The sequence below is a fragment of the Nocardioides plantarum genome, assembly GCF_006346395.1.
GTDB lineage: Bacteria > Actinomycetota > Actinomycetes > Propionibacteriales > Nocardioidaceae > Nocardioides > Nocardioides plantarum.
Map to the genome: position 1 here is coordinate 1887391 of NZ_VDMS01000001.1, position 23774 is coordinate 1911164.

The window sequence follows — 23774 nt, forward strand, 5'->3', positions numbered from 1 at the left end:
TTCCTCTCCGAAGGGGTCATACGCCGAGGACGGTGCACGCGCTGATGCCGGGGGCACCGTAGACGTGGGTGAAGCCGAGCCGGGGCGCCCCGGCGACCTGCCTGGCGCCGGCGGCTCCGCGGAGCTGGGTGACGACCTCGTGGACCTGGCGCAGGCCGGACGCGCCGATCGGCTCACCGTTGGCGATGCAGCCGCCGTCGGTGTTGACGGGCAGGCGCCCCCCTATCTCGGTAAGGCCCTCGGCGATCCACTTCTCCTGCTCACCGTGCGCGACGAAGCCGCACTCCGCCAGATGCATGACCTCGGCGCCACTCTCGGTGTCCTGCAGCTGCGCCACGTCGATGTCGTCGGGTCCGACCCCCGCCGCCTCGAACGCCGCACGCGACGCGTCCGAGCTGACGCTCGACGGCTCGCCGGCGCCCTGCACGGACGGGGCGAAGACCTCGAACGAGCCGAATCCACGCGTGCGCGTCGACACCGCGAGCACCTTGACCGGAGCTCCGCCGAGTCGTGTGGACGCAGCCTCGCTGGCGAGCACGACCGCCGCACCGCCCTCACCGGGTGAGCAGAACATGTAGCGGGTGAGGGGGTCGTTGACCATGTCCGCGGAGGCGATGAGCTCCTCGGCCATGGCCTCGCGCCGCCAGGCGTTGGGGTTGAGCGCGCCGTTACGGTAGGCCTTGGCTGCGACCTTCGCCAGCGTCGGGTCCGTGATGCCGTGCTGCTCCATGTAGCGGGCGATCTTGATCGCGAAGAACTGCGTGGTCACCATCAGTCCGGCCTCGCCGTATCCGGCCGGAAGGCCCCAGTCCTCGGCCCGAGGGTCGAAGGCTCCACGGGGGTGCTTGTCGAACCCCACCGCGAGGGCGATGTCGGCGGCACCCGATCGGATGGCGTTGACCGCCGAGACCAACGCACTGCCGCCGGTCGCGCAGCCGTTCTTGACGTTGGTGAACGGGATGCCGGTGAGCCCGAGGTCGCTGACCAGCGTGTCGGCCAGACCTGAGCCGTCGCTGCCCCCGAACGCCACCTGCACGTCGGGCCACCCGATGCCGGCGTCGTCCAGCGCCGCGTGGATGGCCTGCACGGCCATCTCACGACCCGTGACCCCGGGCTGGCGCCCGAAGCGCGACAGCCCGACGCCGACGATGCTGACGTCGCTCATGCGGTTGCCCCCGGCGCTGCGCCGGCGTCGGCCGTCGCCGTGGCGAAGCGCGGCACCGGGCTGGTCGCCACCAAGGTGACCTCGGCACCGGCCAGCTCCTCGAACGTGGCGCAGTCCAGGACGGCTTCGATCTTGACCCCCTCGGGCAGCTCGACGTAGCCGACGGCGAAGGGGACGAACCCGCTCTCGGGGACGACGTACGGCGGTGACTTGGGCGCGAAACGCTGCACCGTGTGGCCCCACACCCGACCGCTCGTCGAGAGCGGCAGGGTCGTCATCGACCGCGCGCCGCAGCGCTGACAACCGGTCGCCTGCGGGAAGGCGACGTTGTCGCACGCCGCGCACCGACTGCCGACGAGCACGTCGGCGCGCGGCTCGCGCAGGACGACGGAACCCGACGAGCTGGGCCGGCGGTTCGGATCGTGCGGGAGGGGTGCGCACATGTGGCTGGACTTTCTCGAGATGGTCCGACGCGGTCAGGTGGAGGACCGGCTCAGCGACCGACCCACTTGGGCTCGCGCTTCTCCAGGAACGCCTGGACTCCCTCGCGACCGTCCTCGGACTGCAGTGCGTTGCCAACGGCGAGGTGCTCCATGACCATCAGGCTCTGGATGTCGGCGTCCAGACCGCGATCGATGGTCATCTTGGTCAGGCGCATCATGAAGGGGCTCTTGTCGACCAACGGCGCGATGAAGTCGGCGACGAGCTGGTCGAGCTCATCGGCCGGGGCCGAGGCATTGATCAGGTCGAAGTCGACGGCCTCGGTGCCCGACAGCAGCTTGCCGGTGAGCATGAGCTCCTTGGTCTTGCGGATGCCGATCATGCGGGGAAGCCGGTAGATCGGGCCGGCGCCGCCGAAGAGGGCGCGGCGGATGTGGAAGTCGCCGATCTTCGCGTCGTCGGCCGACACGGCGAAGTCACACGAGATCATCAGCTCGAAGCCACCGGCGGTGACGTAGCCCTCGAGAACCGCGACCGAGGGAGTCTTCATCGAGTAGAGCCGGTCGCAGACCTTGGCCGACAGGATGGCGACCTCCATCGCCATGGAGCTGCCGATGTAGTCGGCGAGCAGCTCGTCGAGGTCGAAGCCCGAGCAGAACGTGCCGCCGCGGCCACGCAGGACCAGGACCTTGAGGTCGGGATCCTCGTCGACCTCGACGATGATCTCGTCGAGGCGGTGCAGCAGCTCCACGGTGACGGCGTTCTTCTTGTGCGGGCGGTTCAGCCAGACCCGCGCGACGTCGCCGTCCTTCTCGAGAGTGATGTGGTCGGTCTCAATCACGGTGGAGCTCCTTCGTCATTCGAACTGGATTCAATTCAGTATGAGTCATTGGGGAGAACCGGTCAACGTCGAACCTGAAGTGAGTTTAGTTTAATGTAACGGTCGACACACGACGAGCGAAGGGCGTGCCATGCAGTCAGAAGCCGTGGACCTGTTGGTGATCGGAGGCGGCATGGCCGGCCTCACCGCTGCGGCTCGCGCGGTCCAGGACGGGCTGAGCGTCCTGGTCGTCGAGTCGGGCGACGCCGTCGGCGGCAACGCCCGCTTCGCGGGCTACGCCTGGACCGCGCCCGACCATGGAACGATGGAGCAGGTCGATCCGGACGGCGACCCCGCCTTGCGGACGGCCTTGGTGGACCACTTCGCCGAGGGCGTCGCCTGGATCCGGTCGGTCGGGGTGACCTGCCACGACGCCGTACCGATCCTCGGCTTCGGCCGCGGTCACCGGTTCGACACCAACCACTACGTCGACACCTGCCGCCGCCGTGTGACCAACGCAGGCCACACTGTGCTGCTCCGGGCCCGTGCGACCGAGCTCATCGGCGACGAGGCGGGCGTCACCGGCGCCCGCCTCGTGCTCGCCGACGGTTCGTCGCAGGACGTGAGGTCGCGGGCCGCGCTACTCGCCACTGGCGGGTTCCAGGCCGATCGCGAGCTGCTCGAGACTCACGTGCACCCGCGCGCCTCGGCGATGCCCCTTCGCTCCGGCGCCACCAGCAACGGCGGTGGCTACCGTCTCGCGACGGCGGTGGGTGCGGCCACCAGCGCTGAGGACGCCGGCTTCTACGGCCACCTCGTGCCCAGCGGGGTGCCGTTCCAGGACCCCGCCGACTACGTCGACCTCTCGCTCTACTACAGCGAGCACGCCGTGCTGTTCAACCTCGACAACGAGAGGTTCACCGACGAGACGCTCGGCGACCACCTGACGACCATGGCGCTGCTCGAGCAGCCTGAGGGCCGGGGTCTGCTCGTCGCCGACGCCCGGGTCTTCCGAGACTGGATCGTCGGCTCGTACGTGGAGGGCGCCGTGAGCGTCGACAAGTTCGCCCTGGCCAGCCGCCGCGGGGGCCGCGTCGGCCTGGCCGAGGACCTCGACGACCTCGCGTACCTCCCCGAGGAGTGGGGCTACGACGGCCAGGCCGTCGCCACGGCCGTGCGCGCGTTCAACGCCGCGGCCACGACAGGCGCGCACGACCCGGCTCGCACGCACGATCCGGCACCCCTGGACGAGGGCCCGTGGTACGTCATCGAGTGCGTCCCAGCGATCACCTTCCCGTTCCACGGCATCCGGATCGATGACCGGGCACGCGTGCTGGGCGAGGGCGGCGAACCCGTGCCGGGCCTGCTCTGCGCCGGGTCCGACGCAGGCGGGCTCTGGAACCGCGCGTACGCCGGCGGCATCGCCTCGGCCCTGGTGTTCGGGCTCGCGGCCGCCGCCACCGCCGCAGCGATCCGGACGCCGACCACCTGACTCAGAGGTCGAGCAGCGACGCGAGCCGGGACCGGTGGTCGCGGGCGGACCCGAACAGCCCCTCGTCGCCGAGGGCCCGGCGCAGGTAGAGGTGCGCTGGGTGCTCCCACGTGAAGCCGATGCCGCCGTGCAGCTGGATCGCCTCGTGGGCGGTCCGCACCACGGCCTCGCTGCAGACCGCTGCTGCCACCGCAGCCGGGACCGCGGCCGCGGCGGGATCGGCGTCGAGGACGGCAGCGGCGTAGCGGGAGGCCGAGCAGCATCGCTCGCGATCGACCAGGACGTCGGCCAGGCGGTGCTTGATCGCCTGGAAGGAGCCGATCGGGCGACCGAACTGCTCGCGTGTGCCGACGTAGTCGACCGTCATGGCCAGCAGGTGCGTGACGATCCCGGTGTGCTCGGCCGCGACTGCGACGTCGCGCAGGGCCTCGAGCCGTGACCAGGCAGCGGCGTGATGGCGCGGGCCCACCACCAGCCGCGCGGGCGCCGCGGACAGGTCGAGGTCGGCCTGGGAGCGGGTGAGGTCGACGACCCTCCTCTCCGTGCGGTCGCCTGACACGTCAACGACCAGCAGGACGGTCCCCTCCACCGTGGCCGCACGGACGACGACGTGGTCGACGGTCCCCCCGTGCAGGACGCGATCGAGACGGCCGGAGGCACGCCAGCCGTCATCGGCGGGCTCGGCCGTCACCGCATCGGCTGGACCGAACCACACCGTGACGAGGCGGTCGCCCCGTGCGACGTCGGCGAGCAGGGACGCGACCCTCGTCGGGTCGTCGGCGAGCGTGAGGGCCTGGGTGCCGAGCACCGCGGACGAGAGGACGGGGTCCGGGACCAGGTGACCGCCGGTCTCCTCGAGCACGACGCCGAGCTCGCGCGCGCCGTACCCGGCTCCACCCAGGTGCTCGGGAACCGCGATCGAGGCGATGCCCAGCTCGGCGGTCAGCGATCCCCATGCTGGGCCCGGGCCGCTCGGCCCGCCGGTCTCGACGCTCGCGCGGACCTGGTCGATCGTGGCGTGCTTGCCCAGGATCGCACGGGCCACGGCCCGTAGGTCATCGTGCTCGGCGACCGGCGCCAGCACGTCCGGTCCGGCGTCGGGCCAGGCCACCGCGGTCGTGGTCACGGACTCTCCTCGTGGGTGGTCTCGACGGGGGTCTCGTCGCCGAAGTAGGCCTCCTCGGCACGCGCCTCGAACCCGGGCTCCGCTGCGCTGCCGCGGGCGACGACCGCACCTTGGCGCAGCACCAGCACCTCCGAGCACGACTGGAGCGCACGGTTCAGGGACTGGTCGAGGAGCACGGTGGTGATGCCGCGGGCGGCGAGCGCCTCGATCTGCCCGTAGACCTCTTGCACCATGACCGGCGAGAGCCCGAGCGCGGGCTCGTCGAGGATGAGCACCTCTGGCTCAGCGATGAGGGCGCGGGCGATCGCGACCAGCTGTTGCTCGCCACCCGACAAAGAGCCAGCGGAGATCTCCATGCGGGTGCGGACCCGCTCCGGCAGGAGCGCGGTGGTCTCGGTGAGCCGACGGCGCAGCTCGCTGCCCCGGACGCCGGCGGCGTAGGCCGCGACCTCGAGGTTCTCGCGGACCGACAGCGTCTTGAACAGCGCCCGCCCCTCGGGGACCAGGCTGATCGACGGCTTGCCCGGCTCGGTCCGCGTGCCGTCCGACGGCCGCAGGGAGCCGTGGAGAATGCGTCCCAGCGTGCTCTTGCCGGCCCCGTTGGCTCCGACGATGCCCAGGACGGCACCGGCGTGGAGGTCGACGTCGACGCCCTCGAGCGCACGGACGCCGCCGTAGTGGTGGGCGACGCCGGCGAGCCGGACGACGAGCTCGCCCGATGATCCGGGAGCCGGGGCCGTCGACCGGCCATCGATCTCGCCGAGGTAGGACTTACGCACGACCGGGTCCTGGAGCACGGTCTCGGGGGTCCCCTCGGCGACGAGACGTCCGAAGTCGAAGGCCACCACGCGGTCGGCAACCGCGAACAGGTCCTCGAGGACGTGGTCGATGATGATGACGGAGGTGCCTCGGGCACGCAGCCGGCGGATGTGACCGGCCAGCACCTCCCGCTCGTCGGCGTCGAGGCCGCCGAAGGGCTCGTCCAGGACGATCATGCGGGGCGACTCGGCGATCGCCCGAGCCAGGTCGACCCGCTTCTGCAGGCCGAACGGCAGCTCGGAGGGCAGCCGGTGCGCGACCTCGGCCAGGCCGACCGAGCTCAGCAGTCGGTAGGCGTGGGCGCGGTCGGACCGACCGATGCGGCGGTTGACCACGAGGACGTTCTCGATGACGGTGAGCTCGTCGAAGAGCTCGGCGTGCTGGAAGGTCCGGGCAAGCCCCATGCGTCGGCGGCGCGTGGCGCGGCGACCACGCAGCTCGAGGCTTCCGTCGTACGTCATGCTGCCGACGATCTTGCCGCCCCCGGTCAGACCGGACAGGGCGTTGACGAAGGTCGTCTTGCCGGCACCGTTGGGACCGATGATGGCGAGCACCTCGCCGGGGTGGAGCTCGAGGTCGACGTCCTCGACCGCCTGGAGGCCGCCATAGCGGACGCCGAGGCCGCGCACCTCGAGAAGCCGGGCACGCTCGCCCGCCTCCGTGGCCCCGACCCGGTCGTCGCGCGCGGCGACCTCGGTCTCGACGAGCTCGGCGGAGAGGTCCTGTCCCGCGAGCGCTGCTTGGCGCAGCCGCTCGGTCCAGCCGGTGAGCCGGTCGAGCCGGGAGGCGATCGTGGGCACGACACCCTCGGGCAGGAAGATCAGGACGAGGATGAGCAGGGCACCCACCAGGTAGGGCTGGTCGACGCCCACACCGTCGGCGATGCTCGGCGCCCAGGCCAGGAACGCGCCCCCGACGACCGCACCGATGAGGCTGCCGGTGCCGCCGAGGACGGTGGCGGCGATGAGGTTGACCGCCAGCACGAGGGAGAACGACTCGGGGCTGGCGAACCCGGAGACCAGCCCGAGCATCACGCCGCCGAGCCCGGCGGCAGCGGCGCTGCCTGCGAACACGAGAGCAGACTGCATCTCGGGGGCGATCCCGACCGTCCGAGCCGCCAGGGGGTGGGTCTTGGAGGCGACGAACCGCATCCGGACCGCCGTACGACGCACGAGCTCGGCGACGGCCAGCGTCACGCCGAAGACCGCGACGACGATGGACAGCGCCGTCTCGTCAGCGGCGAAGACCTCGCCGAACGTGCTCGAGAACTGAAAGATCGGGACGCCCTGGTCGCCGTTGGTGACCTCCTTCCACACGTTGATGACCTCGAGGGCGACCAGCGCGAACGCCAGGGTGAGCAGCGCGATGTAGAGCACCGAGAACCGCGATCCGGCGAACCCGAGGAACGCTCCGAACGCCGCGCAGACCACCATCGCGAACAGCGCCGTCACCTCGAGGCTCCACCCATGACCGCTGCCCCAGGCCGCGGAGTAGGCCCCCACTGCGAGCAGCGCTGGGTGGCCGATCGACCAGACGCCGCCCCAGTGGGCGAGCAGGCTGAGCGAGAGGACCAGGATCCCGTAGACCGCGGCGAGCGCGACCGTGAACGTGTAGTAGAGCGGGATGGCTCCCGACTGCATCATCACGATCACGACGATCGCGGCCAGCGGGCCGGCGACCACGCGGGCGAGCAGCCAGGCGCGCACCCAGCGCGGGTCGAGCGCACGCCGGCCGGCCGGCCGGCGCGAGGACCCGGGCGGCGGAGCCGATCCGATAGGGGTGAGGTCGGAGGTGGAGGTGGAGGTGGAGGTGGAGGCACTGGACATCAGCGATCACACCCTCTCGAAGATCTGGCGTCCGAAGATGCCCTGCGGACGAACCAGCAGGACCAGGACGGCGATGGAGAAGACGAACGTGTCGCGGAAGCTCGCTGAGACGTACGACGCGGCGAGGTTGTCCAGGACGCCGATGATGAGTCCGCCGACGACCGCCCCGGTCATGCTGGTCAGTCCTCCCAAGAAGATGCCTGCGAAGGCCCGGAAGAGCACCGGGGCCATCACGACCGGGGTCAGGCCGGTCTTGGGGGCGTAGAGCAGGATGCCGAGCGTAGCGAGCGCGAGCCCCAGCATCCAGGCGATGCGGGCCACCTTGTGGGCATCGACCCCGAGCACCTTGGCCGTGTCCGCGGACTCCGCGACCGCCCGCATCGCCGAGCCCAGGGGCGTGCGGGTGAAGAGGAACGCCACGGCCGCCATCGCGACCCCGGCGACCACGATGACCACGAGGTCCTGGGTCGCGAGCCGCGAGCTGCCGATCTGCAGGGTCCCGTCCACTACCCGCGGGAAGGACCGCGGCTGCTCGCTCCAGCGGGTGCTGACGAAGTGCTCGACGATGAGCGAGAACCCCATGGTCACCACGAGGGCGGCGAACAGGCGGCCCTCGCCGAGGGGGCGGATGAGCACCTCCCTCACCACCAGACCACTGACGGCGGCGAACCCGACACCGGCCACCAGGGCCAGCACCAGGACGAGACCGGCACCGTTGAGCGAGAGGGCGACGTAGGCCGCCATGGTCGCCATCGACGCCATGGCGAAGTTCATGACGTCGGTCGACCTGAACACGATGACGAGGCCGAGACCCACCAGGCCGTAGACGGCTCCGTTGGCCAGGCCGCTGACGATCGTGATGAGGAGCTGGTCCACGGGGTTCCTCCTGCGTTCTACGCCGCACCGGGAACGCCCGACCCTTCGGGCGAAATTGACGTGAGTTCAGTTTAGGGACTACGTCGTGTGATCGCAACCACAAGTCCCGATTCGGTTGGCTAGGAGTTCCGCCGATCCGCGACGGGCCCACCGTGGACAGCCCAGTGAACCTGAACTAGATTCAGTTCGTGATTCATGACCAGCTTCACCTGACCCGCTACTACGCCGCCATCGACCGCGGCGATCTCGACGAGGCGTCCTCGATGCTCCACCCCAGAGTCGCCTTCGCCATCCATCTCCCGGCCGGTGTCCGCCGCGGATCGACCCGCGAGGAGCTGATCGGCTACCTCACCGGCCGTGGCGACGTCGTACGCCGTCACGACGCCCTCCGCGCGTCAGCCGATGGCGACCTCGAGACGGTCTACGGCGCGGTGGTCGACGACGGGACCCGCACGACCGGCCACTTCCTGGCGGGAGTGCGGGTCGACCCCGACGGCCTCATCGCCGCCTACCACGTCTCGTTCGACACCGAGCTCTTCCTCCTGGAGGGCGCCGACAGCCTCACCGACAGCTCCACCGACCGGGAGGTCGACGCATGACGACACCGATGCTGGGGCGCTGGTTCGCAGCCATGGACTCCGACACCCCCGACGAGGTCCTCGACATGATCACCGACGACTTCGTCATGTCCGTGCAGTTCTCGACAGGCGCCGGACGGTCTGCCGAGTTCGTGGGCGATCGCGGCGGCCTGGTGGGCTACCTCGCGCAGCGGGAGAAGAGCACCCTGGTCCACCATCTCCTGGTCGGCTCCGAGGTGGACGGGACCGAGCTGGTCCTGGGCAAGACCACCCGCGACGGCGCCTTCGAGGCCAGCTTCAACGCCACCGCTCAGGTCCTGGACGACAAGGTCCGGCGACTGCTCATCTGCCGCACCCCCGAGATCGCCTTCGACTGATCGCGCCGCCCTTGCCCGGCGAACGGGCGAGAGTCCGTCACAGTGCTCGGACCTGGGACGACAGGCTGACTCAGTAGTACCAGGGGTACTCGGACCAGTCCGGGTCGCGCTTCTCCAGGAACTGGTCGCGCCCCTCGGCGGCCTCGTCGGTCATGTAGGCCAGGCGGGTGGTCTCGCCGGCGAACAGCTGCTGGCCGACCAGGCCGTCGTCGATCAGGTTGAAGGAGTACTTCAGCATCCGCTGCGCGGTCGGGGACTTGCCGTTGATGAGCCGGCCCCACTCCAGCGCGGTCGCCTCGAGCTCGGCGTGCGGGACGGCCTTGTTGACCGCGCCCATCCGGACGCCGTCCTCCGCGGAGTACTCCTGGCCGAGGAAGAAGATCTCGCGGGCGAACTTCTGGCCGACCTGGCGCGCGAGGTACGCCGACCCGAACCCGCCGTCGAAGGACCCCACGTCGGCGTCGGTCTGCTTGAACCGTGCCTCCTCGGCGCTGGCGATCGTCAGGTCGCACACGACGTGCAGCGAGTGGCCGCCGCCGGCGGTCCAGCCGGGCACGACGCAGACGACGACCTTGGGCATGAAGCGGATCAGCCGCTGGCACTCCAGGATGTGCAGCCGGCCGAGCTTGGCCTTGTCGACGGTGTCGGCGGTCTCGCCCTCGGCGTACTGGTAGCCCGTGCGGCCGCGGATTCGCTGGTCGCCGCCGGTGCAGAACGCCCACTTGCCGTTCTTGTCGCTCGGGCCGTTGCCGGTGAGGAGGACGCAGCCGACGTCGGACGAGATCCGCGCGTGCTCGAGGACGCGCAGCAGCTCGTCGACGGTGTGCGGCCGGAACGCGTTGAGGACGTCGGGGCGGTCGAAGGCGATCCGGACCGTGCCGTGCGCCTTGGCACGGTGGTAGGTCAGGTCGGTGAGGTCCTCGAAACCGGGGACGACGTCCCACGCCCCCGGGTCGAACGTCTGGGACACACCCTCGATGGCGCTCATGCTCTGCACCGTAGCGGGGGTGGAATCCGGCCCGCCGACCTGGTGTTGTGGGCGGCATGACTCTTGAAGGCGAGTACGAGCCCAGCCCCAGCGAGTGGGTCCGCAACCAGGTGGAGACCTACGAGGCCACCGGGGGCCGCGAGGCCAACACCCTCCCGGACCACCCCGAGTGGCCCATCGTGGTCATCACGTCGAAGGGCGTGAAGTCCGGCAAGCTCCGCAAGAACCCCGTGATGCGGGTCGAGAAGGACGGCGTCTACGCCGCCGTCGCCAGCAAGGGCGGCGACCCGGAGCACCCCACCTGGTACCACAACTTCATCGCCCACCCCGAGGTCGAGCTGCAGGACGGCCCCGAGCCCCACACCTACCGCGCCCGGGTCGCCGAGGGCGAGGAGCGGGCCGAGTGGTGGGAGCGGTGCGTGGCGCAGTACTCCCCCTACGCGGAGTACCAGGAGAAGACCGACCGCGAGATCCCGGTCTTCCTGCTCGAGCGGCTCTGACCGGCCCGGTTGTTACTGACCGTTCGGACTTCTGGCCTGCGCGTTGAAGCGCATGCCAGCAGTCCGAACGGTCGGTAACAACCCCGGGTCAGGCCTCAGCCGCGGGAGATCGAGGCGGCGAGGCCGGCGAGGTGGCCCAGGCGGGCGACCTCGGAGTCGAGGAACTCGGGGCCGCCGCGGCGGGCGACGATGACGATCTCGTTGCCGTCGACCCGGGCCCCGGCGTGGAGGGTCTCGCCGGCGGTGCCGTCGTCGACCTCGAGGCGCATGGGCCGCTCGATCTCGACGAACTGCAGGTCGTCGGGGGCGGCGCCGGTGCGGTGCACCGTGCCCTTGCCGCGGTGCAGGCGCGCGGCCCAGTCGACGCGGAAGGTGCGCGGCAGCAGCTCGACCAGCTTGTCGAGGGCGTTGTCGGGCTCGGAGGTCAGCTCCTCGACGGCCTCGAGGTCGAGGACCAGCCCGCCCGAGGCGTAGCGGCTGATCCACACCACCCGGACGCCGTCGAGGCCGTTGCAGGCCGAGACGATCGAGTCGGGCATGATGCCGGGCTCGGTGTCGAGCAGGACGTCGTCGAGGGCGGTGCCGTCGAGACGCTTCTCGACGATCTCGATGGCCTCGATGTCGCCGCCCGCCTCACCGATCGCCGTCGCCAGCCGTCCCAGGGACCCCGGGACGTCGGGCAGCTCGACACGCAGCAGGAACGGCATCTCCTGACCCTAACCGCCGTCGGTTTCGCCGCTGTTGCGCTGGTCCGCGTGGCGGTCGGTCGTCTGGGCCCGCGAGAGCCGAGCCGACAGGCCCGACGCACGCTGGGCCTGCTGGCGTACGGCGGCGCGCACCGCGGCCTCGGAGCCGACCACCCGCACGTGCTCCTGGGCGCGGGTGACCGCGGTGTAGAACAGCTCACGCGTCAGCAGCCGCGACGACGCGTCGGGCAGCAGCACCGTGACGCGCTCGGCCTGGCTGCCCTGGCTCTTGTGGATGGTCATGGCGTGCATCGTCTCGACGGCGTCGAGGCGCCCGGGGGCGTAGTCGCGCAGCCGCTCGGAGCCGGACACCCAGGCACGCAGCCGACCGTCGGGCCCGAGCACGGCGGCGCCGGTCTCGCCGTTGTAGACCTCGAGGGCGTAGTCGTTGCTGGTCACCAGGATCGGGCGTCCGACGTACCACTCGCCGTAGATCGGGACGCCGGTCGCCTCGGCGAGCCAGCGCTCGACCTGCCGGTTCCAGTGGCGTACGCCGTAGGGGCCCTCGCGATGGGCGCACAGCAGCCGGTGCCGGTCGAGGGCGGCCAGGGCGGCTCGGGCGTCGCCGGCCTCGGCCGCGTGGCGGGTCGCCAGCGCCGAGGCGAGGGCGTCGTCGTGGAGCGCGGGGCCCGGGTCGTCGGTCTCGACGAACTCGACCTCGGGGCCGCCTCGGCGCAGCACGGCCACGACCTCGTCGGGGTCGCCCTCGCGCAGCGCGGCGGCGAGGGCCTTGATGTCGGGGGTCGAGCGGTGGTTCTCGGTCAGGGAGGCCACCGGCGAGTCGACGGCGTCCTCGTAGCCGGTGACGACGTCTGACAGCACGGCCCCGGCGCCGACGGGCGTGAGCTGGTAGCGGTCACCCACCAGTACCAGCCGCGACTGGGGACGCACCGCCTCGAGCAGCCGGCCCATCATGGTCAGCTCGACCATGGAGCACTCGTCGACGACGACGAGGTCGTACTTGAGCCGGTTGTGGCGGTCGTGGCGGAACCGGGTGGTGTTGTCGGGTCGCCACCCCAGCAGGCGGTGGAGCGTGAGCGCCTCGGGACGGCCGACGAGGTCGCGGTCGGCGGGGTCGAGGCGGGTCAGCTCGCCGAGGACGGCCTCCTGCAGTCGGGTCGCGGCCTTGCCGGTGGGCGCGGCGAGCGCGATCGACAGCCGCTCACCGCGCACCCGGGCCTGGTCGGCGAGGAGCACGAGCATCCGCGCGACGGTGGTGGTCTTGCCGGTGCCGGGGCCACCGGTGAGGACGGTCGTCGTCTGCCGCACGGCCTGGACGGCCGCCCGCTCCTGCTCGGGACTGAAGTGCTCGCCGCGGACCCGCGCCAGCGCGGCCTCGAGCGCGGCCTCGTCGACCGCGGGCGCGGTCGCGTCGAGCCGGGTGAGCAGGTCGTCGCAGACCTGCAGCTCGAGGCGGTGGTAGCGGTCGAGGTAGACGAGCGTGGCCTCCAGGTGCACCACACCCGCGGCGACCAGGGGCGAGGCGGCCACCGCCGCGACCCATCCCGCGGGCTCGGGCCAGGGCAGGTCGCCGGCGAGGTCGGCCACCGTGGTGAGGTCGACGCAGACCGAGCCGTGGCGCACCCCGCGCACGGCCAGCGCCACGGCGAGCAGCACCCGCTCGTCGGGCTCGCCGCCGAGGTCGCCGACGCGGGCCGCCACGTGGACGTCACCGGCCTCGAGCACGCCGGCGGCGTTGAAGGCCGCGAGCAGGCCGGTCGCCCCGGCGGCGAGCCGGCGGTCGTGGTCGGGCCAGGGCTCGGGGAGGCTGGTCGTCATCGCACGCTCCCGTCGAGCAGGTCGGACACGGCCTCGAGCAACGCCACGGGCGGACGCCACACGAACACCCCGCACGGCTGCCCGTCGACCACCGGGGTCTCGGGGCCGCACAGGCCACGCAGGTAGAGGTAGAGCACCCCGCCCAGGTGGCGCTCGGGGTCGTAGCCGGGCTGGCGCCAGCGGAGGAACCGGTGGAGGACCACGGCGTAGAGCAACGCCTGCAGGGGGTAGTCGGAGTGGCCCATCGCCGCGTCGAGCGCCTCGGGGCGGTAGGCGTGGGCGGTGAGCGGCTCGTCGCGGGGGCCGAGCCAGTTGGTCTTGTAGTCGACGATCAGGTAGGTCGGGTCGGCGGCGGTGCCGACCCGGAGCACCACGTCGACCGAGCCGGTGAGGTAGCCGCGCAGGCTCTGCCCGCCCAGCGCCGGGACCTCGAGCGCGTCGGCGTAGCCACGGACGGGGTCGGCCTCGGGCAGGTGGGCGCGCAGCAGCGGGGCGAGGTCGCCGAGGGTGGTGCCGCTGTCGTCGGCCGCGAGGTCGCCGCCGGCGAGCGGGAGCTCGAAGTCGAGCTCGCGGAGCCGGTCGCGCAGCGACACCTGGCGCAGCGAGCGACCCTCGACGGCCGGCCCGAGCGGGGTGTCGCAGGCGGCGACGAGCGCGTCGACCAGCCGCTCGGGGTCGAGGTCGACCGGCCACCGGACCAGTTGCTCGGTGACGTGGCCGAGCAGCTCGGCCCGCCAGTCGGCCGCATCGGGGTCGGCGTGCTCGAGCACGGCGTGGACCAGTGACCCGAACGTGGCGCTCGCGGGCAGCTCGGCCATGGGGGACGGCACGTCGTCGCCGACCCCCGCACCGTCGGCCTCGGGCAGCGCCTCGACGCCCTCGTCGTCCTTGGCCGTGACCTCGGGCTCGCTGCCGACGCCCGGGGCCACGGCGACCTCGACGTTGCTCAGCGCGGAGTAGGAGGTGCGCCGCCAGGTGGTGTCGACCTCGCGGCCGAAGCGGCGTACGTCGAGCCCAGGCGTCGGCTCGCTCGGCGGGTCGGCTCCCGGGTCGACCCAGGTGGCCGGCTCGGGCGAGGGCCCGCCGCGGTCGCGCCACCGGCCGAACAGGGCGACGACCTCGTCGTCGGGCGGCACCGGCGGGGCGTCGGGCACCTCGGCGTCGCCGGCGGCACGCATCAGCAGCCGGTGGAGTGGCGAGGCGACGGCGTTCTTGGTGGGCGCCCACCAGCAGACGACCTGCGACTGGGCACGGGTGATCGCGACGTAGAGCAGCCGCAACCACTCGCCGGCCTCCTCGTCGGCCCACCGACGGACGTGGTCGCCCCAGTCGGCTCCCCCGCCACCCACGTCGAGGCAGCGCTCGCCGTCGGCGTCGTGGAACAGCGGGCGGCTCGGCTTGGGGACGTGGCGGTCGGCGAGGGCGGGGAGGTAGACGACGGGGTATTCCAGCCCCTTGCTGGCGTGGATCGTCACCAGCTGGACGGCGGCCGCGTCGGAGTCGAGGCGGCGGGTGCGCTCGGTACCGCGCCCGGCCCGTCCCTCGGCGACCTGGCCGCGCAGCCAGGCGAGCAACGAGACCAGCCCGAGCCGGTCGCCCTGGGCGACCTCGTGGAGCGCCTCGCCGATGTGGCGCAGGTCGGTCAGCCGGCGCTCGCCGCCGACCTCGCCCAGCACCCGAGCGGGCAGGCCGCCGGCCGAGGCGGCCTCGAGCACGGCGGCGACCCCGCGCCGCTCGACGACCTCGACCCAGTGCCGCAGCGTCTCGGCGACCTCGTCGGTCAGCCCGTCGCCGCCCCCGGCGAGGTCGCGCGCGGTGTGGCCGACGAAGCAGGTCAGCGCCGCGGCCCGCACCCGGGAGCTGCGGTGCGGCTGCTCGAGGGCCTCGAGCAGGGTGAGCCACTCGACCGCGGCGGGCGTGGCGAAGACGCTGCCGCCGCCGGCGATCACCGCCGGCACCCCGACCGCGTGCAGCGCGCGCTGCGACGCCGCGAGGTCGGCGTGGCGGTAGCAGATGACCGCGACGTCGCGGGGCTCGAGCGGCCGGCCGTCGAACGTCGGCTTCGAGCCGAGCAGCCGGCGTACGTCGAGGGCGAGGTCGCGCGCGACGTGGGGGCGCACGTCGGCCACGGGGAGGGAGGCGCGCGGGCCCTTGCCGAAGGTCTCGCGGCGCACGACGCGCATCCGCAGCGGCGCCGCGACCGGGGCCCCGCGCAGCCGGCCCTCCTGGTGGTGGGCGCTCACGGGGCGGACCTCGATGCGCGCGTGGCCGAGCCGGGCCCCGACCAGGAGCTCCTGGAAGGCGGCGAGCAGGCCGGCGTCGCTGCGCCAGTTGACCGCCAGGGTCTGCTGGGTGGTCGCGGTGGCCGCGGCGTCGAGGTAGGTCGTGACGTCGCCCCCGCGGAAGGCGTAGATCGCCTGCTTGGGGTCGCCGATCAGGACCATCCGGGCCCCCCGGTCGGGATCGTCGGGGAGGCTGCCGAACGCGCGGTGGAGGACCTTCCACTGCACCGGGTCGGTGTCCTGGAACTCGTCGACGAGCACGATCGACCACCGCTCGCGCATGCGCGTGCGGGCCGGTGAGTCGTCGGCCTCGAGGGCGTCGGCGAGCTGGCTGAGCAGGTCGTCGTAGGACAGGACACCGAGCCGGCGCTTGCGGGCCTCGATCTCGTCGCGGACCTTGAGGGCGAAGGAGACCTTGCGCCCGGCGGGGGTCGAGCGGTCCTCGCCCGCGGGCTCGAGGCGGGCCTGCGGGTCGCCGACCGCCGCCCGGGCGATGGCCATCGCCTCGGCGTGGGTGAACGCCGGCGGTCCGTCGGCGAGCGCGAAGGCGCGCAGGTAGAGGTCGTCGACGACCTCGCGGACCAGGTCGTCGAGGTCCTCGACGAGCGTGGCCCGCGAGTCGGTGTCGCCGGCGACGCCGAGGGAGCCGAGCACCAGCGAGCAGAACTGGTGGGTGGTGGCGATCGTGGCGGCGTCGAACCCGGCGAGGGCCTCGACCACGAGGCGGTGCCGCTTCGCGCGATCGGCGTGGTTGCCGCGGTCGAGCCAGGCCAGGAGGTCGGAGCCGTCGGGACGGGTGTCGGGGTCGCCGGCCAGCAGCCGCTCGGCCTCGACGAGCTGGGCACGGACCCGCTCGCGCAGCTCCTGGCTCGCGGCGCGTCCGAAGGTCACCACGAGCATCTCGTCGAGCCGTGCGACGCCTTCGGCGACGTAGCGGGTGACCAGCGCGCCGATGGTCCAGGTCTTGCCGGTGCCGGCGCTGGCCTCGAGCAGGGTGGTGCCGGGGCCGGGGAGCGGGGCGGTGACGTCGAAGGGATCCACTAGAGGGGCCCGACCTTCTCGGCACCGGTGAGCAGCGGCGCCCAGACCCGCCAGGCGTGCTCGGCCAGACCGGCGTCGAGAAGCACCGACAGCGGCGCGTCGTCGCCGAAGGCACGGCGGTGGTAGGCGTCGGCGTCCTCGCCCTCGATGCCGAAGGTGTTGTAGGGGTCGGTCTCCCAGGCGCGGCGGGCCAGCGCGTCGGCCGACACGTCCTCGCCGACCTGCTCGCGGACGTGTCCCTCGGCCCAGGCGGCGGCGGTCGCGACGGGCAGCGGCAGCGGCGCGCGCAGGCCCAGGTCGCGCAGCTCGACCAGGTCGCGGAGCCACCCGGTGGCGCGGTGGTCGAGCGGGCCCGCGAGGGCCCGGCGCGGGCCGGCCTTCTCACGGCCCACGGCGTGGGCGGTGAACGACTCGTCGGGGCGCGCGGCGCTGAGCGCGAGCAGGTCGATCCACGAGTGGAGCCGCTGCCGGGGCTTGAGCCGGGAGTAGCCGAGCGAGAACAGCCGCGAGCCGTAGACGCCGGAGACGGTGCCGGAGAGCCGGCGCCCGCCGCCGAGGTCGACGTCGACGTCGAGGGTGCGCGGGGTGCCGGTGCGCAGGTCGGCGGTGCGGGTGAGCAGTCGCTGGCACTCACCGACGGCCTCCTGCAGCGACCCGACGCCGAGGTGGAACGGCGGCAGCGATCCGCGCAGCTGCTCGGCGAGCATCACGGCCTCGGCGTCGTGGCCGGCGAGCAGCTCGCCCAGCAGCCGGTCGCCGATCCCCCAGCGTTCGAGGGCGTCGAGCTCGATCGGGATGGCGTCGCCGACCTCGTCGGGGGCCAGCGGTGTGGAGACGTCGAGCCGCTGGCGCAGGAAGGACCGCACCGGGTGGGCGAAGAACGCCTTGAGGTCGGCGAGCGAGACGTCGCCGACCGGCGCCGGCTCGAGCAGCCCGGTCAGCAGCGGCGGAGGCGGGACCCGCTCGGCCACCGCGGCCCGGGCGCCCGCGAGCGCGGCCCGGTCGAAGCTGAACGGGCGCCCGGCCTCGCCGCTGATGAGCTCGCCGGGCAGCAGGTTGCGGGCGTCGTAGGGCTGCAGCGGGTGGTGGGTGAGCACGTCGTCGCGCACCGGCGCGGCGGTGGTGCGGTCGGCGGCGTCGAGGATCTCGCCGAGCGGGGTGGCCGGCGGACGGCTCGCCCCCGAGTGCTCGTTGGCGCCGGTGTAGGTGATCACGACCTTGTCGGTGGCGGCGAGGACCGCGTCGAGCAGCAGCTGGCGGTCCTCGCTGCGCACGTCGCGCTCGCCCGTCAGCGGCCGGCGGGCCAGCACGTCGTCGCCGTCGGGAGTCGTCAGCCGGGGGAAGACGCCGTCGTCGAGGCCCACGAGGCACACGACCCGGTGGGGCACGGAGCGCATCGGCGTCATCGTGCAGACGGTGAGCGTGCCGGTGCGGAAGTTGGCCCGTGTCGGCCGACCACCCAGCCGCGCGTCGAGCAGGGCGCGCACGTCGGCCAGCCGCAGGGGTACGCCGGGGGTGCCGTGGCCGTCGCCGGCGGCGCGGGCGAGCTCGCGCTCGAGCTGGGGCACCTGCCAGGCGTCGTCGGTCGGGACGTCGGTCAGGCCCCGGGTGCCCTCGGTGAGCACCGCCATCCACTGGGCCACGTCGACCGCGGCCGCCAGCCCGTCGAGGCAGCGGGCGAGCCGGTCGACGAGCTCGGCCAGCCGGCCGGCCAGGTCGACCTCGGAGCTGCCGACGTCGTCGACGGGGAGGCCCCGACCGAGGTGGCGGTGGTCGTCACCGCTCATCACGACGCCGAGCAGGATGCGGTCGAGTCCGCTGCGCCAGGTGTTGTGCTCGAAGCGGTCCATCGAGAACCGGCCGCGCTGCGCGGCGTCGATGCCCCAGCGGATGCCGGCCTGGCCCACCCACCGGGTGATCCGGTCGAGGTCGTCGTCGGAGAAGCCGAACCGCAGCCGCACGGTGGGGGTGCTGGCCAGGTCGAGGACGTCGGAGGCCGTCACCCGCCCCCCGGCCAGCGCGACCAGGTCGGCGGCGACCGCGAGGAGCGAGTTGGTGCTGGTCAGGGCCCGGTCGGCGAGCCGTACGCGCAGCCGGTGGGCCGGGTGTCCGTCGTCGCCGGAGACGACGTCCTCGAGCCCGAAGCCCGCCGAGATCAGCGGGGCGAACGTCTCGATGTCGGGACACATCACCAGGATGTCGCGCGGCTGGAGCGTCTCGTCGTCGGCGAGCAGCCCGACCAGCACCTCGCGCAGCACGTCGACCTGGCGGGCCGGGCCGTGGCAGGCGTGCACCTGGAGGCTGCGGTCGGCCGGGTCGTGGCGGCGTACGGCCCGCTCGTCGGGCGTGGGCGCGTGGTTGGCACGCAGGTCGTGCTGGAGCAGGCTCAGCAGGGTGCCCGTCGTCGCCTCCCCCTCGGCGACCGCGTCGTCGGCGACCGGGAGGTCGAGGGTGCGGCGCAGCTCGCGGGTGTCGCGCCCGAGCGAGGCGAGCAGCGGGTGGCCGACGAGGTCGGCCGACCGGTCCTCCTCGCGGGGGATGACGCCGCCCAGACCGGTCAGCGCGGTCCACAGGACCGGCGACGGCTGGGGCAGCCAGAGGTGCACGTCGCGGCTGGTGGCCAACGCCCGGAGCAGCGCCACCTCGGTGACGGGCAGCCGGGTGTGGCCGAACAGCGAGAGCCGGGCGGGCAGGTCGAGGCCCGCACCCCCGGCCTCGAGCGCCGCGACGGCGCGAGCGTGCCGTTGGTCAGGCGCCTCGATGCCGACCCGCGCCACGAGCCGGCGCCACAGCTCGGGCTGCCACGCGAGGTCGTGGGGCAGGACACCGCCGGCCCCGTCGCTGGCCACCTCACCCGGACGACCCTCGCGCCAGTCGGTGACCAGGCTCGGCCGCTGCACGGCGTACGACGCGAAGAGGCCGGCCAGGCGGCGGGCCACCGAGTAGCGCCGGTCGCGCCGCAGGTCGGCGTCGTCACCCGTGAGCCCGTGCCCGAGGTGGCGCGCGAGCGTCGCGCACCACGGCTCGTCGAGCGAGGCGTCGATGGTCTCCAGCAACGGCCAGACGAGGCGGTCGGGCGACCACGGGTCGTCGCGCTCGCGGTCGAGCAGCAGGGAGACCAGCGACCCGGGCCGCAGGAACCGGACGCCGGCGCAGACCCCGTCACCGCCGCGCGGGCCCACCCCGAGGCGGTGGGACATCCGCTGCGCCAGCCACCGCTCGACGCCCTTCTCGGGCACCACCACGACCTCCTCGGCGAAGGGGTCGGCCAGCGGCACCGCCAGCAGCTCGCCGAGCGCGTCGGCGAGCTGGTCGGTGCGCGGGGCGCGGTGCAGGTGCAGGGTCATCGGCGACGACTGTAGGTGCCGCCGCCGACAGGGCGGGCGGGACGGTGCGGTCCCACCGACCCGTCCGATCGCTCGACCGGACGGGTCGGTGAGCACCTGCGTCGCTCAGGCCCGCTGGCGCCGGCCGCCGCGGGGGCGGTCCTGGCTGAGCTTGTCCTTGGCGACCTTGACGCCGAACAGGGACAGCAGCTTCCAGACCACCCAGCCGAGCAGCGCGAAGAGGTTGCGCTTCGGCTTGACCATGCCTAGCCCTTGAAGGCGTCCTTGACGCCCTCGCCGGTCTTCTTGACCGAGGCCTCGGCCTGCTGGGCCTTGCCCTCGGCCTCGAGCTTGTCGTTGCCGGTGACGTCGCCGACGGTCTCCTTGACCTTGCCGGCGGCGTCCTGCGCGGCGTTCTTCGCCTTGTCTGCCAGACCCATGTGCGTCTCCTTCATCGGCTCGGCCGGGGCCGAGCGTCGGAGTGGGACGACGGATGTCAGCCCCACGGGTGGTTCGGCCGTCAACTCAATAGGTGACCATTACGTTGTAAGCCACCATCACCTTACAACGTAAGCAAAGGCCACCGCCGGAGTGGCGCGGTCGGGTGCGCGCGGCCCACTCACCCGACCAGGCCGTCGTCGATCGGTACGGTGGGAGCACCACGAGAGGAGCGCGTCATCACACCCACCGACGAAGGCGTCGACGCCGCCACGACGGGCGAGGAAGCACTCACCTCGACCGACGCCGACGGGCACCCCGACGCCGACGCCGCGATCGTGCTCGGCGAGGACCCGCCCTCGGCCCGCGTGCCGCTCGACCGGCGACGGATCGTGCTCGCGGCGCTCGACCACATCGAGGAGTCCGGGCTGCCGACGCTCACGATGCGGCGGCTCGGCACCCGGCTCGGGGTGGAGGCGATGTCCCTCTACCGCTACGTGCCCGGCAAGGAGGAGCTGCTCGACGCCGTGGTGGACGTGCTGCTCTACGACATGCACGCCGATCCGGAGGTGTTCGCCTCGCCGACCGCCGGGTGGCAGGACTTCCTGCAGCGCCTGGCCCACGGCGTACGCCGGGTGGCGCTGGCCCACCCCAAGTCGTTCCCGCTGGTCGCGTCCCGGCCTCCCGAGGCGCCCTGGCTGCGACCGCCGCTGCGCAGCCTCGACTGGGTCGAGACCTTCCTGGCCGGGCTGTGCGCCGAGGGGTTCAGCGACGAGGCCGCCGTCGCCGGCTACCGCGCGTTCACCGGCTTCCTGCTCGGCCACCTGCTCCTGGAGGTCTCGACCCTCGGCGCCGACATCGGCCCCCTCGACGTGCTCGACGACGGCGAGGAGGACAACGCGCGGCTGCGGGAGTTCCCCACCGTGGCCCGACTGCGCCGCGGGCTCGGCCAGGACCACGCGGCCGCCGAGTTCGAGGTCGCGCTCGAGGAGCTCCTCAACCGCATCGCGGCGATCCGTGTCGAGCTCTGAGACCAGCCGCCCGGGCCTGGTCGCCCGGATCGACGCCTTCCAGCAGCGTCACCGGGTCGTCGGTCTGCCGATCTCGGTCGTCTACAAGTACGTCGACGACGGCGGCCCCCAGCTCGCCGCCCTCATCACCTACTTCGCGTTCGTCTCGCTGTTCCCCCTGCTCCTGCTGGCCTCGACCCTGCTGGGGTTCTTCCTGTCCGGCGACGGCGACCTCCAACGCCAGATCCTCGACTCCGCACTGACCCAGCTGCCGGTGATCGGTGACGACCTGCAACGCCCCGACGGCATCGGCGGCGGCGTGGCCGGGCTCGTCATCGGCCTCGCCGGCGCCCTGTACGGCGCGATGGGGGTCGGCCAGGCCGTGCAGAACGCGTGCAACACGGCGTGGACCGTGCCGCGCAACGAGCGCGGCAACCCGTTCGTCATCCGCGGCCGCAGCGTCGTGCTGCTGGGCGTCATCGGGGTCGACGTCATCGGCACCACCGCGCTCGCCGGCGTCATCGGCGCGGCCACGGTCCTGGGCCCGCTGTCGAGCCTCGCCCTGCTGGTCGGCACCCTGGCCATCCACGGCGCGGCGTTCGCGTTCGTCTTCCGGTTCGCCACCGCGCGCGACCTGACGTGGCGCCAGGTGCTGCCCGGCGCCGGCGTGGCGGCGCTGGCCTGGCTCGCGCTGCAGTACGTCGGCGTCGCCTACGTCGGTCGGACGACGGCCACGTCCAGCGCGACCAACGGCGTCTTCGCCGTCGTGCTCGGCCTGCTGGCGTTCCTCTACCTGACCTGCGTGGTCCTCGTGCTCTGCCTCGAGCTCAACGTCGTCCTGGTCGACCACCTCCATCCCCGCACCCTGCTCACGCCCTTCACCGACAACGTGGTGCTGACCGACGCCGACAAGCGGTCCTACACCGACCTGGCCAAGGCCCAGCAGCAGAAGGGGTTCCAGACCGTGGAGGTCGAGTTCGCGCCGAGCCCGCTCGAGGAGCGCGAGCACCACCCATAATCGACCGATGGTGCACGAGCTCTCCCGCCAGGACGCGCGCCGCATCGCCGTGCGCGCCCAGCTGCTCGACGCCGACCGGCCCACCGACGTGCTCGAGACCGTGCGGCACCTGACGTTCGTGCAGCTCGATCCGACCCGCCACGTCGCGCCCAGCGCCGACCTGGTCCTGTGGAGCCGCCTGGGCCCGTCGTACGACGCCGACGAGCTGCGCGACCTTCTCGACACCCAGGCCCTCATCGACCACCACCAGCTCGCGCGCCCGGCCGAGGACCTCGCGCTCTACCGCGCCGAGATGGCGCAGTGGCCCGGCCCGGAGCCGCTGAAGCCGTGGCAGGAGAGCGTGCGCGACTGGGTCGAGGCCAACGACGGCTGCCGGCGCGACGTGCTCGAGCTGCTGCGCGGCGACGGGCCGCTGCCGGCCTCGCAGATCCCCGACACCTGCGAGGTGCCGTGGCCGTCGAGCGGCTGGAACAACGACAAGAACGTCAAGATGCTCCTCGCCAACCTCGTCGAACGCGGCGAGGTCGCCCGTGCCGGGCGCGGCGGCAACGGCGGCCGCGAGGTGCTGTGGGACCTCGCCGAGCGGATCTATCCCGACGACCCGGTGCCCCCGGTCGCCGAGGCACGAGCCGAGCGCGACCGCCGGCGGCTGCGCTCGCTCGGCATTGCCCGGGCCAGGGCCGCCCAGCAGCCGAACGAGCCGAACGACGTGGGCGAGGCCGGTGAGCCGGCCGTCGTCGAGGGCGTCAAGGGCGTCTGGCGGGTCGACCCGCGGTGGCTCGACGGACTCCGCGGGTCCACCGGCCGGGCGGCCCTGCTGTCACCGCTGGACCGCCTCGTCGCCGACCGCAAGCGCCTCGGCGAGATCTTCGACGCCGAGTACTACCTCGAGATGTACAAGCCCGCCGCCCAGCGCCGGTGGGGCTACTGGGCCCTTCCGGTCCTGTGGGGCGACCGGATCGTCGGCAAGCTCGACGCCGTCGCCGACCGCGACGCCGGCGAGCTGCGGGTCGACGCCGTCCACGAGGACGAGCCGTGGTCGGCGGCCTGCCGTGACGACGTACGCCGGGAGGTCGAGTCGCTGGCCGGGTGGCTGGGCCTGGCGCCGGTGGTGATCTGAGCCCCC

Annotated in this window: 20 protein-coding genes; 7 read left to right on the plus strand and 13 right to left on the minus strand. The window is 72.9% G+C overall.

Annotated features, from left to right (window positions below; all coding sequences use genetic code 11):
* Nucleotides 1–16: 16 nt before the first annotated feature.
* The 3 genes from FJQ56_RS08875 to FJQ56_RS08885 are packed head-to-tail and all read right to left on the minus strand — an operon-like array spanning nucleotide 17 to nucleotide 2447.
* Nucleotides 17–1165: a thiolase family protein gene (locus tag FJQ56_RS08875; RefSeq protein ID WP_140009033.1), complete on the minus strand. Its 1149-nt coding sequence runs from the start codon at nucleotides 1163–1165 to the stop codon at nucleotides 17–19.
* Nucleotides 1162–1608 carry a Zn-ribbon domain-containing OB-fold protein gene (locus FJQ56_RS08880; RefSeq protein WP_140009035.1) on the minus strand — a complete coding sequence of 149 codons (447 nt, stop codon included), beginning with the start codon at nucleotides 1606–1608 and terminating at the stop codon, nucleotides 1162–1164. Before FJQ56_RS08880 ends, FJQ56_RS08875 begins: the two co-directional genes overlap by 4 nt.
* A 50-nt stretch (nucleotides 1609–1658) precedes the next feature.
* Complete coding sequence (locus FJQ56_RS08885; protein WP_140009037.1) at nucleotides 1659–2447, minus strand: enoyl-CoA hydratase/isomerase family protein; 789 nt, start codon at nucleotides 2445–2447, stop codon at nucleotides 1659–1661.
* Between the two features lie 145 nt (nucleotides 2448–2592).
* On the opposite strand from FJQ56_RS08885, the gene FJQ56_RS08890 reads away from it, so the two are divergent.
* Complete coding sequence (locus FJQ56_RS08890) at nucleotides 2593–3918, plus strand: FAD-dependent oxidoreductase (protein WP_246084050.1); 1326 nt, start codon at nucleotides 2593–2595, stop codon at nucleotides 3916–3918.
* Between the two features lies 1 nt (nucleotide 3919).
* Here FJQ56_RS08890 and FJQ56_RS08895 read toward each other — a convergent pair whose 3' ends face one another.
* The 3 genes from FJQ56_RS08895 to FJQ56_RS08905 are packed head-to-tail and all read right to left on the minus strand — an operon-like array spanning nucleotide 3920 to nucleotide 8565.
* Entirely contained in the window at nucleotides 3920–5044 is a 1125-nt protein-coding gene (locus tag FJQ56_RS08895) for an acyl-CoA dehydrogenase family protein (protein ID WP_211350802.1), read from the minus strand.
* Nucleotides 5041–7689 (minus strand): ATP-binding cassette domain-containing protein, encoded by a 2649-nt coding sequence (locus FJQ56_RS08900; protein WP_140009041.1) that lies wholly within the window; start codon nucleotides 7687–7689, stop codon nucleotides 5041–5043. The genes FJQ56_RS08895 and FJQ56_RS08900 overlap by 4 nt, the downstream gene beginning before the upstream one ends.
* A gap of 6 nt (nucleotides 7690–7695) precedes the next feature.
* Nucleotides 7696–8565 carry a branched-chain amino acid ABC transporter permease gene (locus FJQ56_RS08905; RefSeq protein WP_140009043.1) on the minus strand — a complete coding sequence of 290 codons (870 nt, stop codon included), beginning with the start codon at nucleotides 8563–8565 and terminating at the stop codon, nucleotides 7696–7698.
* Between the two features lie 188 nt (nucleotides 8566–8753).
* Between FJQ56_RS08905 and FJQ56_RS08910 the strand changes: the two genes are divergently transcribed.
* Nucleotides 8754–9164 carry a nuclear transport factor 2 family protein gene (locus FJQ56_RS08910; protein ID WP_140009044.1) on the plus strand — a complete coding sequence of 137 codons (411 nt, stop codon included), beginning with the start codon at nucleotides 8754–8756 and terminating at the stop codon, nucleotides 9162–9164.
* Nucleotides 9161–9520, plus strand: coding sequence for a hypothetical protein (locus FJQ56_RS08915; protein ID WP_140009046.1), 360 nt, complete (start codon nucleotides 9161–9163; stop codon nucleotides 9518–9520). The genes FJQ56_RS08910 and FJQ56_RS08915 overlap by 4 nt, the downstream gene beginning before the upstream one ends.
* Before the next feature lie 70 nt (nucleotides 9521–9590).
* Here the strand turns inward: FJQ56_RS08915 and FJQ56_RS08920 are convergent, their stop codons facing one another.
* Nucleotides 9591–10508 carry a 1,4-dihydroxy-2-naphthoyl-CoA synthase gene (locus FJQ56_RS08920; protein ID WP_140009048.1) on the minus strand — a complete coding sequence of 306 codons (918 nt, stop codon included), beginning with the start codon at nucleotides 10506–10508 and terminating at the stop codon, nucleotides 9591–9593.
* 56 nt (nucleotides 10509–10564) lie between these two features.
* Here FJQ56_RS08920 and FJQ56_RS08925 point away from each other — a divergent pair, with 56 nt between their 5' ends.
* Entirely contained in the window at nucleotides 10565–11008 is a 444-nt protein-coding gene (locus FJQ56_RS08925) for a nitroreductase family deazaflavin-dependent oxidoreductase (RefSeq protein WP_140009050.1), read from the plus strand.
* Between the two features lie 95 nt (nucleotides 11009–11103).
* Here the strand turns inward: FJQ56_RS08925 and FJQ56_RS08930 are convergent, their stop codons facing one another.
* From FJQ56_RS08930 to FJQ56_RS08950, 6 genes are all read right to left on the minus strand, one after another.
* Nucleotides 11104–11715, minus strand: coding sequence for an ACT domain-containing protein (locus FJQ56_RS08930; RefSeq protein ID WP_140009052.1), 612 nt, complete (start codon nucleotides 11713–11715; stop codon nucleotides 11104–11106).
* Between the two features lie 9 nt (nucleotides 11716–11724).
* On the minus strand, nucleotides 11725–13533 hold the full coding sequence (recD, locus tag FJQ56_RS08935; protein WP_140009054.1) for an exodeoxyribonuclease V subunit alpha: 1809 nt from the start codon (nucleotides 13531–13533) through the stop codon (nucleotides 11725–11727).
* Entirely contained in the window at nucleotides 13530–16856 is a 3327-nt protein-coding gene (locus FJQ56_RS08940; RefSeq protein ID WP_140009056.1) for a UvrD-helicase domain-containing protein, read from the minus strand. The genes recD and FJQ56_RS08940 overlap by 4 nt, the downstream gene beginning before the upstream one ends.
* Nucleotides 16856–20203: an exodeoxyribonuclease V subunit gamma gene (recC, locus tag FJQ56_RS08945; RefSeq protein WP_140009058.1), complete on the minus strand. Its 3348-nt coding sequence runs from the start codon at nucleotides 20201–20203 to the stop codon at nucleotides 16856–16858. Before recC ends, FJQ56_RS08940 begins: the two co-directional genes overlap by 1 nt.
* A 105-nt stretch (nucleotides 20204–20308) precedes the next feature.
* Nucleotides 20309–20446 (minus strand): hypothetical protein, encoded by a 138-nt coding sequence (locus FJQ56_RS22125; protein WP_170215324.1) that lies wholly within the window; start codon nucleotides 20444–20446, stop codon nucleotides 20309–20311.
* Nucleotides 20447–20448: 2 nt separating this feature from the next.
* A complete protein-coding gene (locus FJQ56_RS08950; protein ID WP_140009060.1) occupies nucleotides 20449–20622 on the minus strand; it encodes a CsbD family protein in 174 nt (57 codons plus the stop codon).
* Nucleotides 20623–20832: 210 nt separating this feature from the next.
* Between FJQ56_RS08950 and FJQ56_RS08955 the strand changes: the two genes are divergently transcribed.
* Genes FJQ56_RS08955 through FJQ56_RS08965 form a run of 3 tightly spaced genes read left to right on the plus strand, consistent with a single transcriptional unit; the run spans nucleotide 20833 to nucleotide 23768 of the window.
* On the plus strand, nucleotides 20833–21651 hold the full coding sequence (locus FJQ56_RS08955; RefSeq protein WP_211350803.1) for a TetR/AcrR family transcriptional regulator C-terminal domain-containing protein: 819 nt from the start codon (nucleotides 20833–20835) through the stop codon (nucleotides 21649–21651).
* Nucleotides 21638–22648: a YihY/virulence factor BrkB family protein gene (locus FJQ56_RS08960; protein WP_211350804.1), complete on the plus strand. Its 1011-nt coding sequence runs from the start codon at nucleotides 21638–21640 to the stop codon at nucleotides 22646–22648. Before FJQ56_RS08955 ends, FJQ56_RS08960 begins: the two co-directional genes overlap by 14 nt.
* Nucleotides 22649–22655: 7 nt before the next feature.
* Nucleotides 22656–23768 (plus strand): DNA glycosylase AlkZ-like family protein, encoded by a 1113-nt coding sequence (locus FJQ56_RS08965; protein WP_140009061.1) that lies wholly within the window; start codon nucleotides 22656–22658, stop codon nucleotides 23766–23768.
* Nucleotides 23769–23774: the final 6 nt, after the last annotated feature.

What these genes read in the sequence shown, in the direction of transcription:
- FJQ56_RS08880 (WP_140009035.1), bottom strand. Translation starts at nt 1,608, where the DNA reads ATGTGCGCACCCCTCCCGCACGATCCGAACCGCCGGCCCAGCTCGTCG.
- FJQ56_RS22125 (WP_170215324.1), bottom strand. Translation starts at nt 20,446, where the DNA reads ATGGTCAAGCCGAAGCGCAACCTCTTCGCGCTGCTCGGCTGGGTGGTC.
- FJQ56_RS08900 (WP_140009041.1), bottom strand. Translation starts at nt 7,689, where the DNA reads ATGTCCAGTGCCTCCACCTCCACCTCCACCTCCACCTCCGACCTCACC.
- FJQ56_RS08950 (WP_140009060.1), bottom strand. Translation starts at nt 20,622, where the DNA reads ATGGGTCTGGCAGACAAGGCGAAGAACGCCGCGCAGGACGCCGCCGGC.
- FJQ56_RS08965 (WP_140009061.1), top strand. Translation starts at nt 22,656, where the DNA reads ATGGTGCACGAGCTCTCCCGCCAGGACGCGCGCCGCATCGCCGTGCGC.
- FJQ56_RS08920 (WP_140009048.1), bottom strand. Translation starts at nt 10,508, where the DNA reads ATGAGCGCCATCGAGGGTGTGTCCCAGACGTTCGACCCGGGGGCGTGG.
- FJQ56_RS08930 (WP_140009052.1), bottom strand. Translation starts at nt 11,715, where the DNA reads ATGCCGTTCCTGCTGCGTGTCGAGCTGCCCGACGTCCCGGGGTCCCTG.
- recD (WP_140009054.1), bottom strand. Translation starts at nt 13,533, where the DNA reads ATGACGACCAGCCTCCCCGAGCCCTGGCCCGACCACGACCGCCGGCTC.
- FJQ56_RS08925 (WP_140009050.1), top strand. Translation starts at nt 10,565, where the DNA reads ATGACTCTTGAAGGCGAGTACGAGCCCAGCCCCAGCGAGTGGGTCCGC.
- FJQ56_RS08875 (WP_140009033.1), bottom strand. Translation starts at nt 1,165, where the DNA reads ATGAGCGACGTCAGCATCGTCGGCGTCGGGCTGTCGCGCTTCGGGCGC.
- recC (WP_140009058.1), bottom strand. Translation starts at nt 20,203, where the DNA reads ATGACCCTGCACCTGCACCGCGCCCCGCGCACCGACCAGCTCGCCGAC.
- FJQ56_RS08915 (WP_140009046.1), top strand. Translation starts at nt 9,161, where the DNA reads ATGACGACACCGATGCTGGGGCGCTGGTTCGCAGCCATGGACTCCGAC.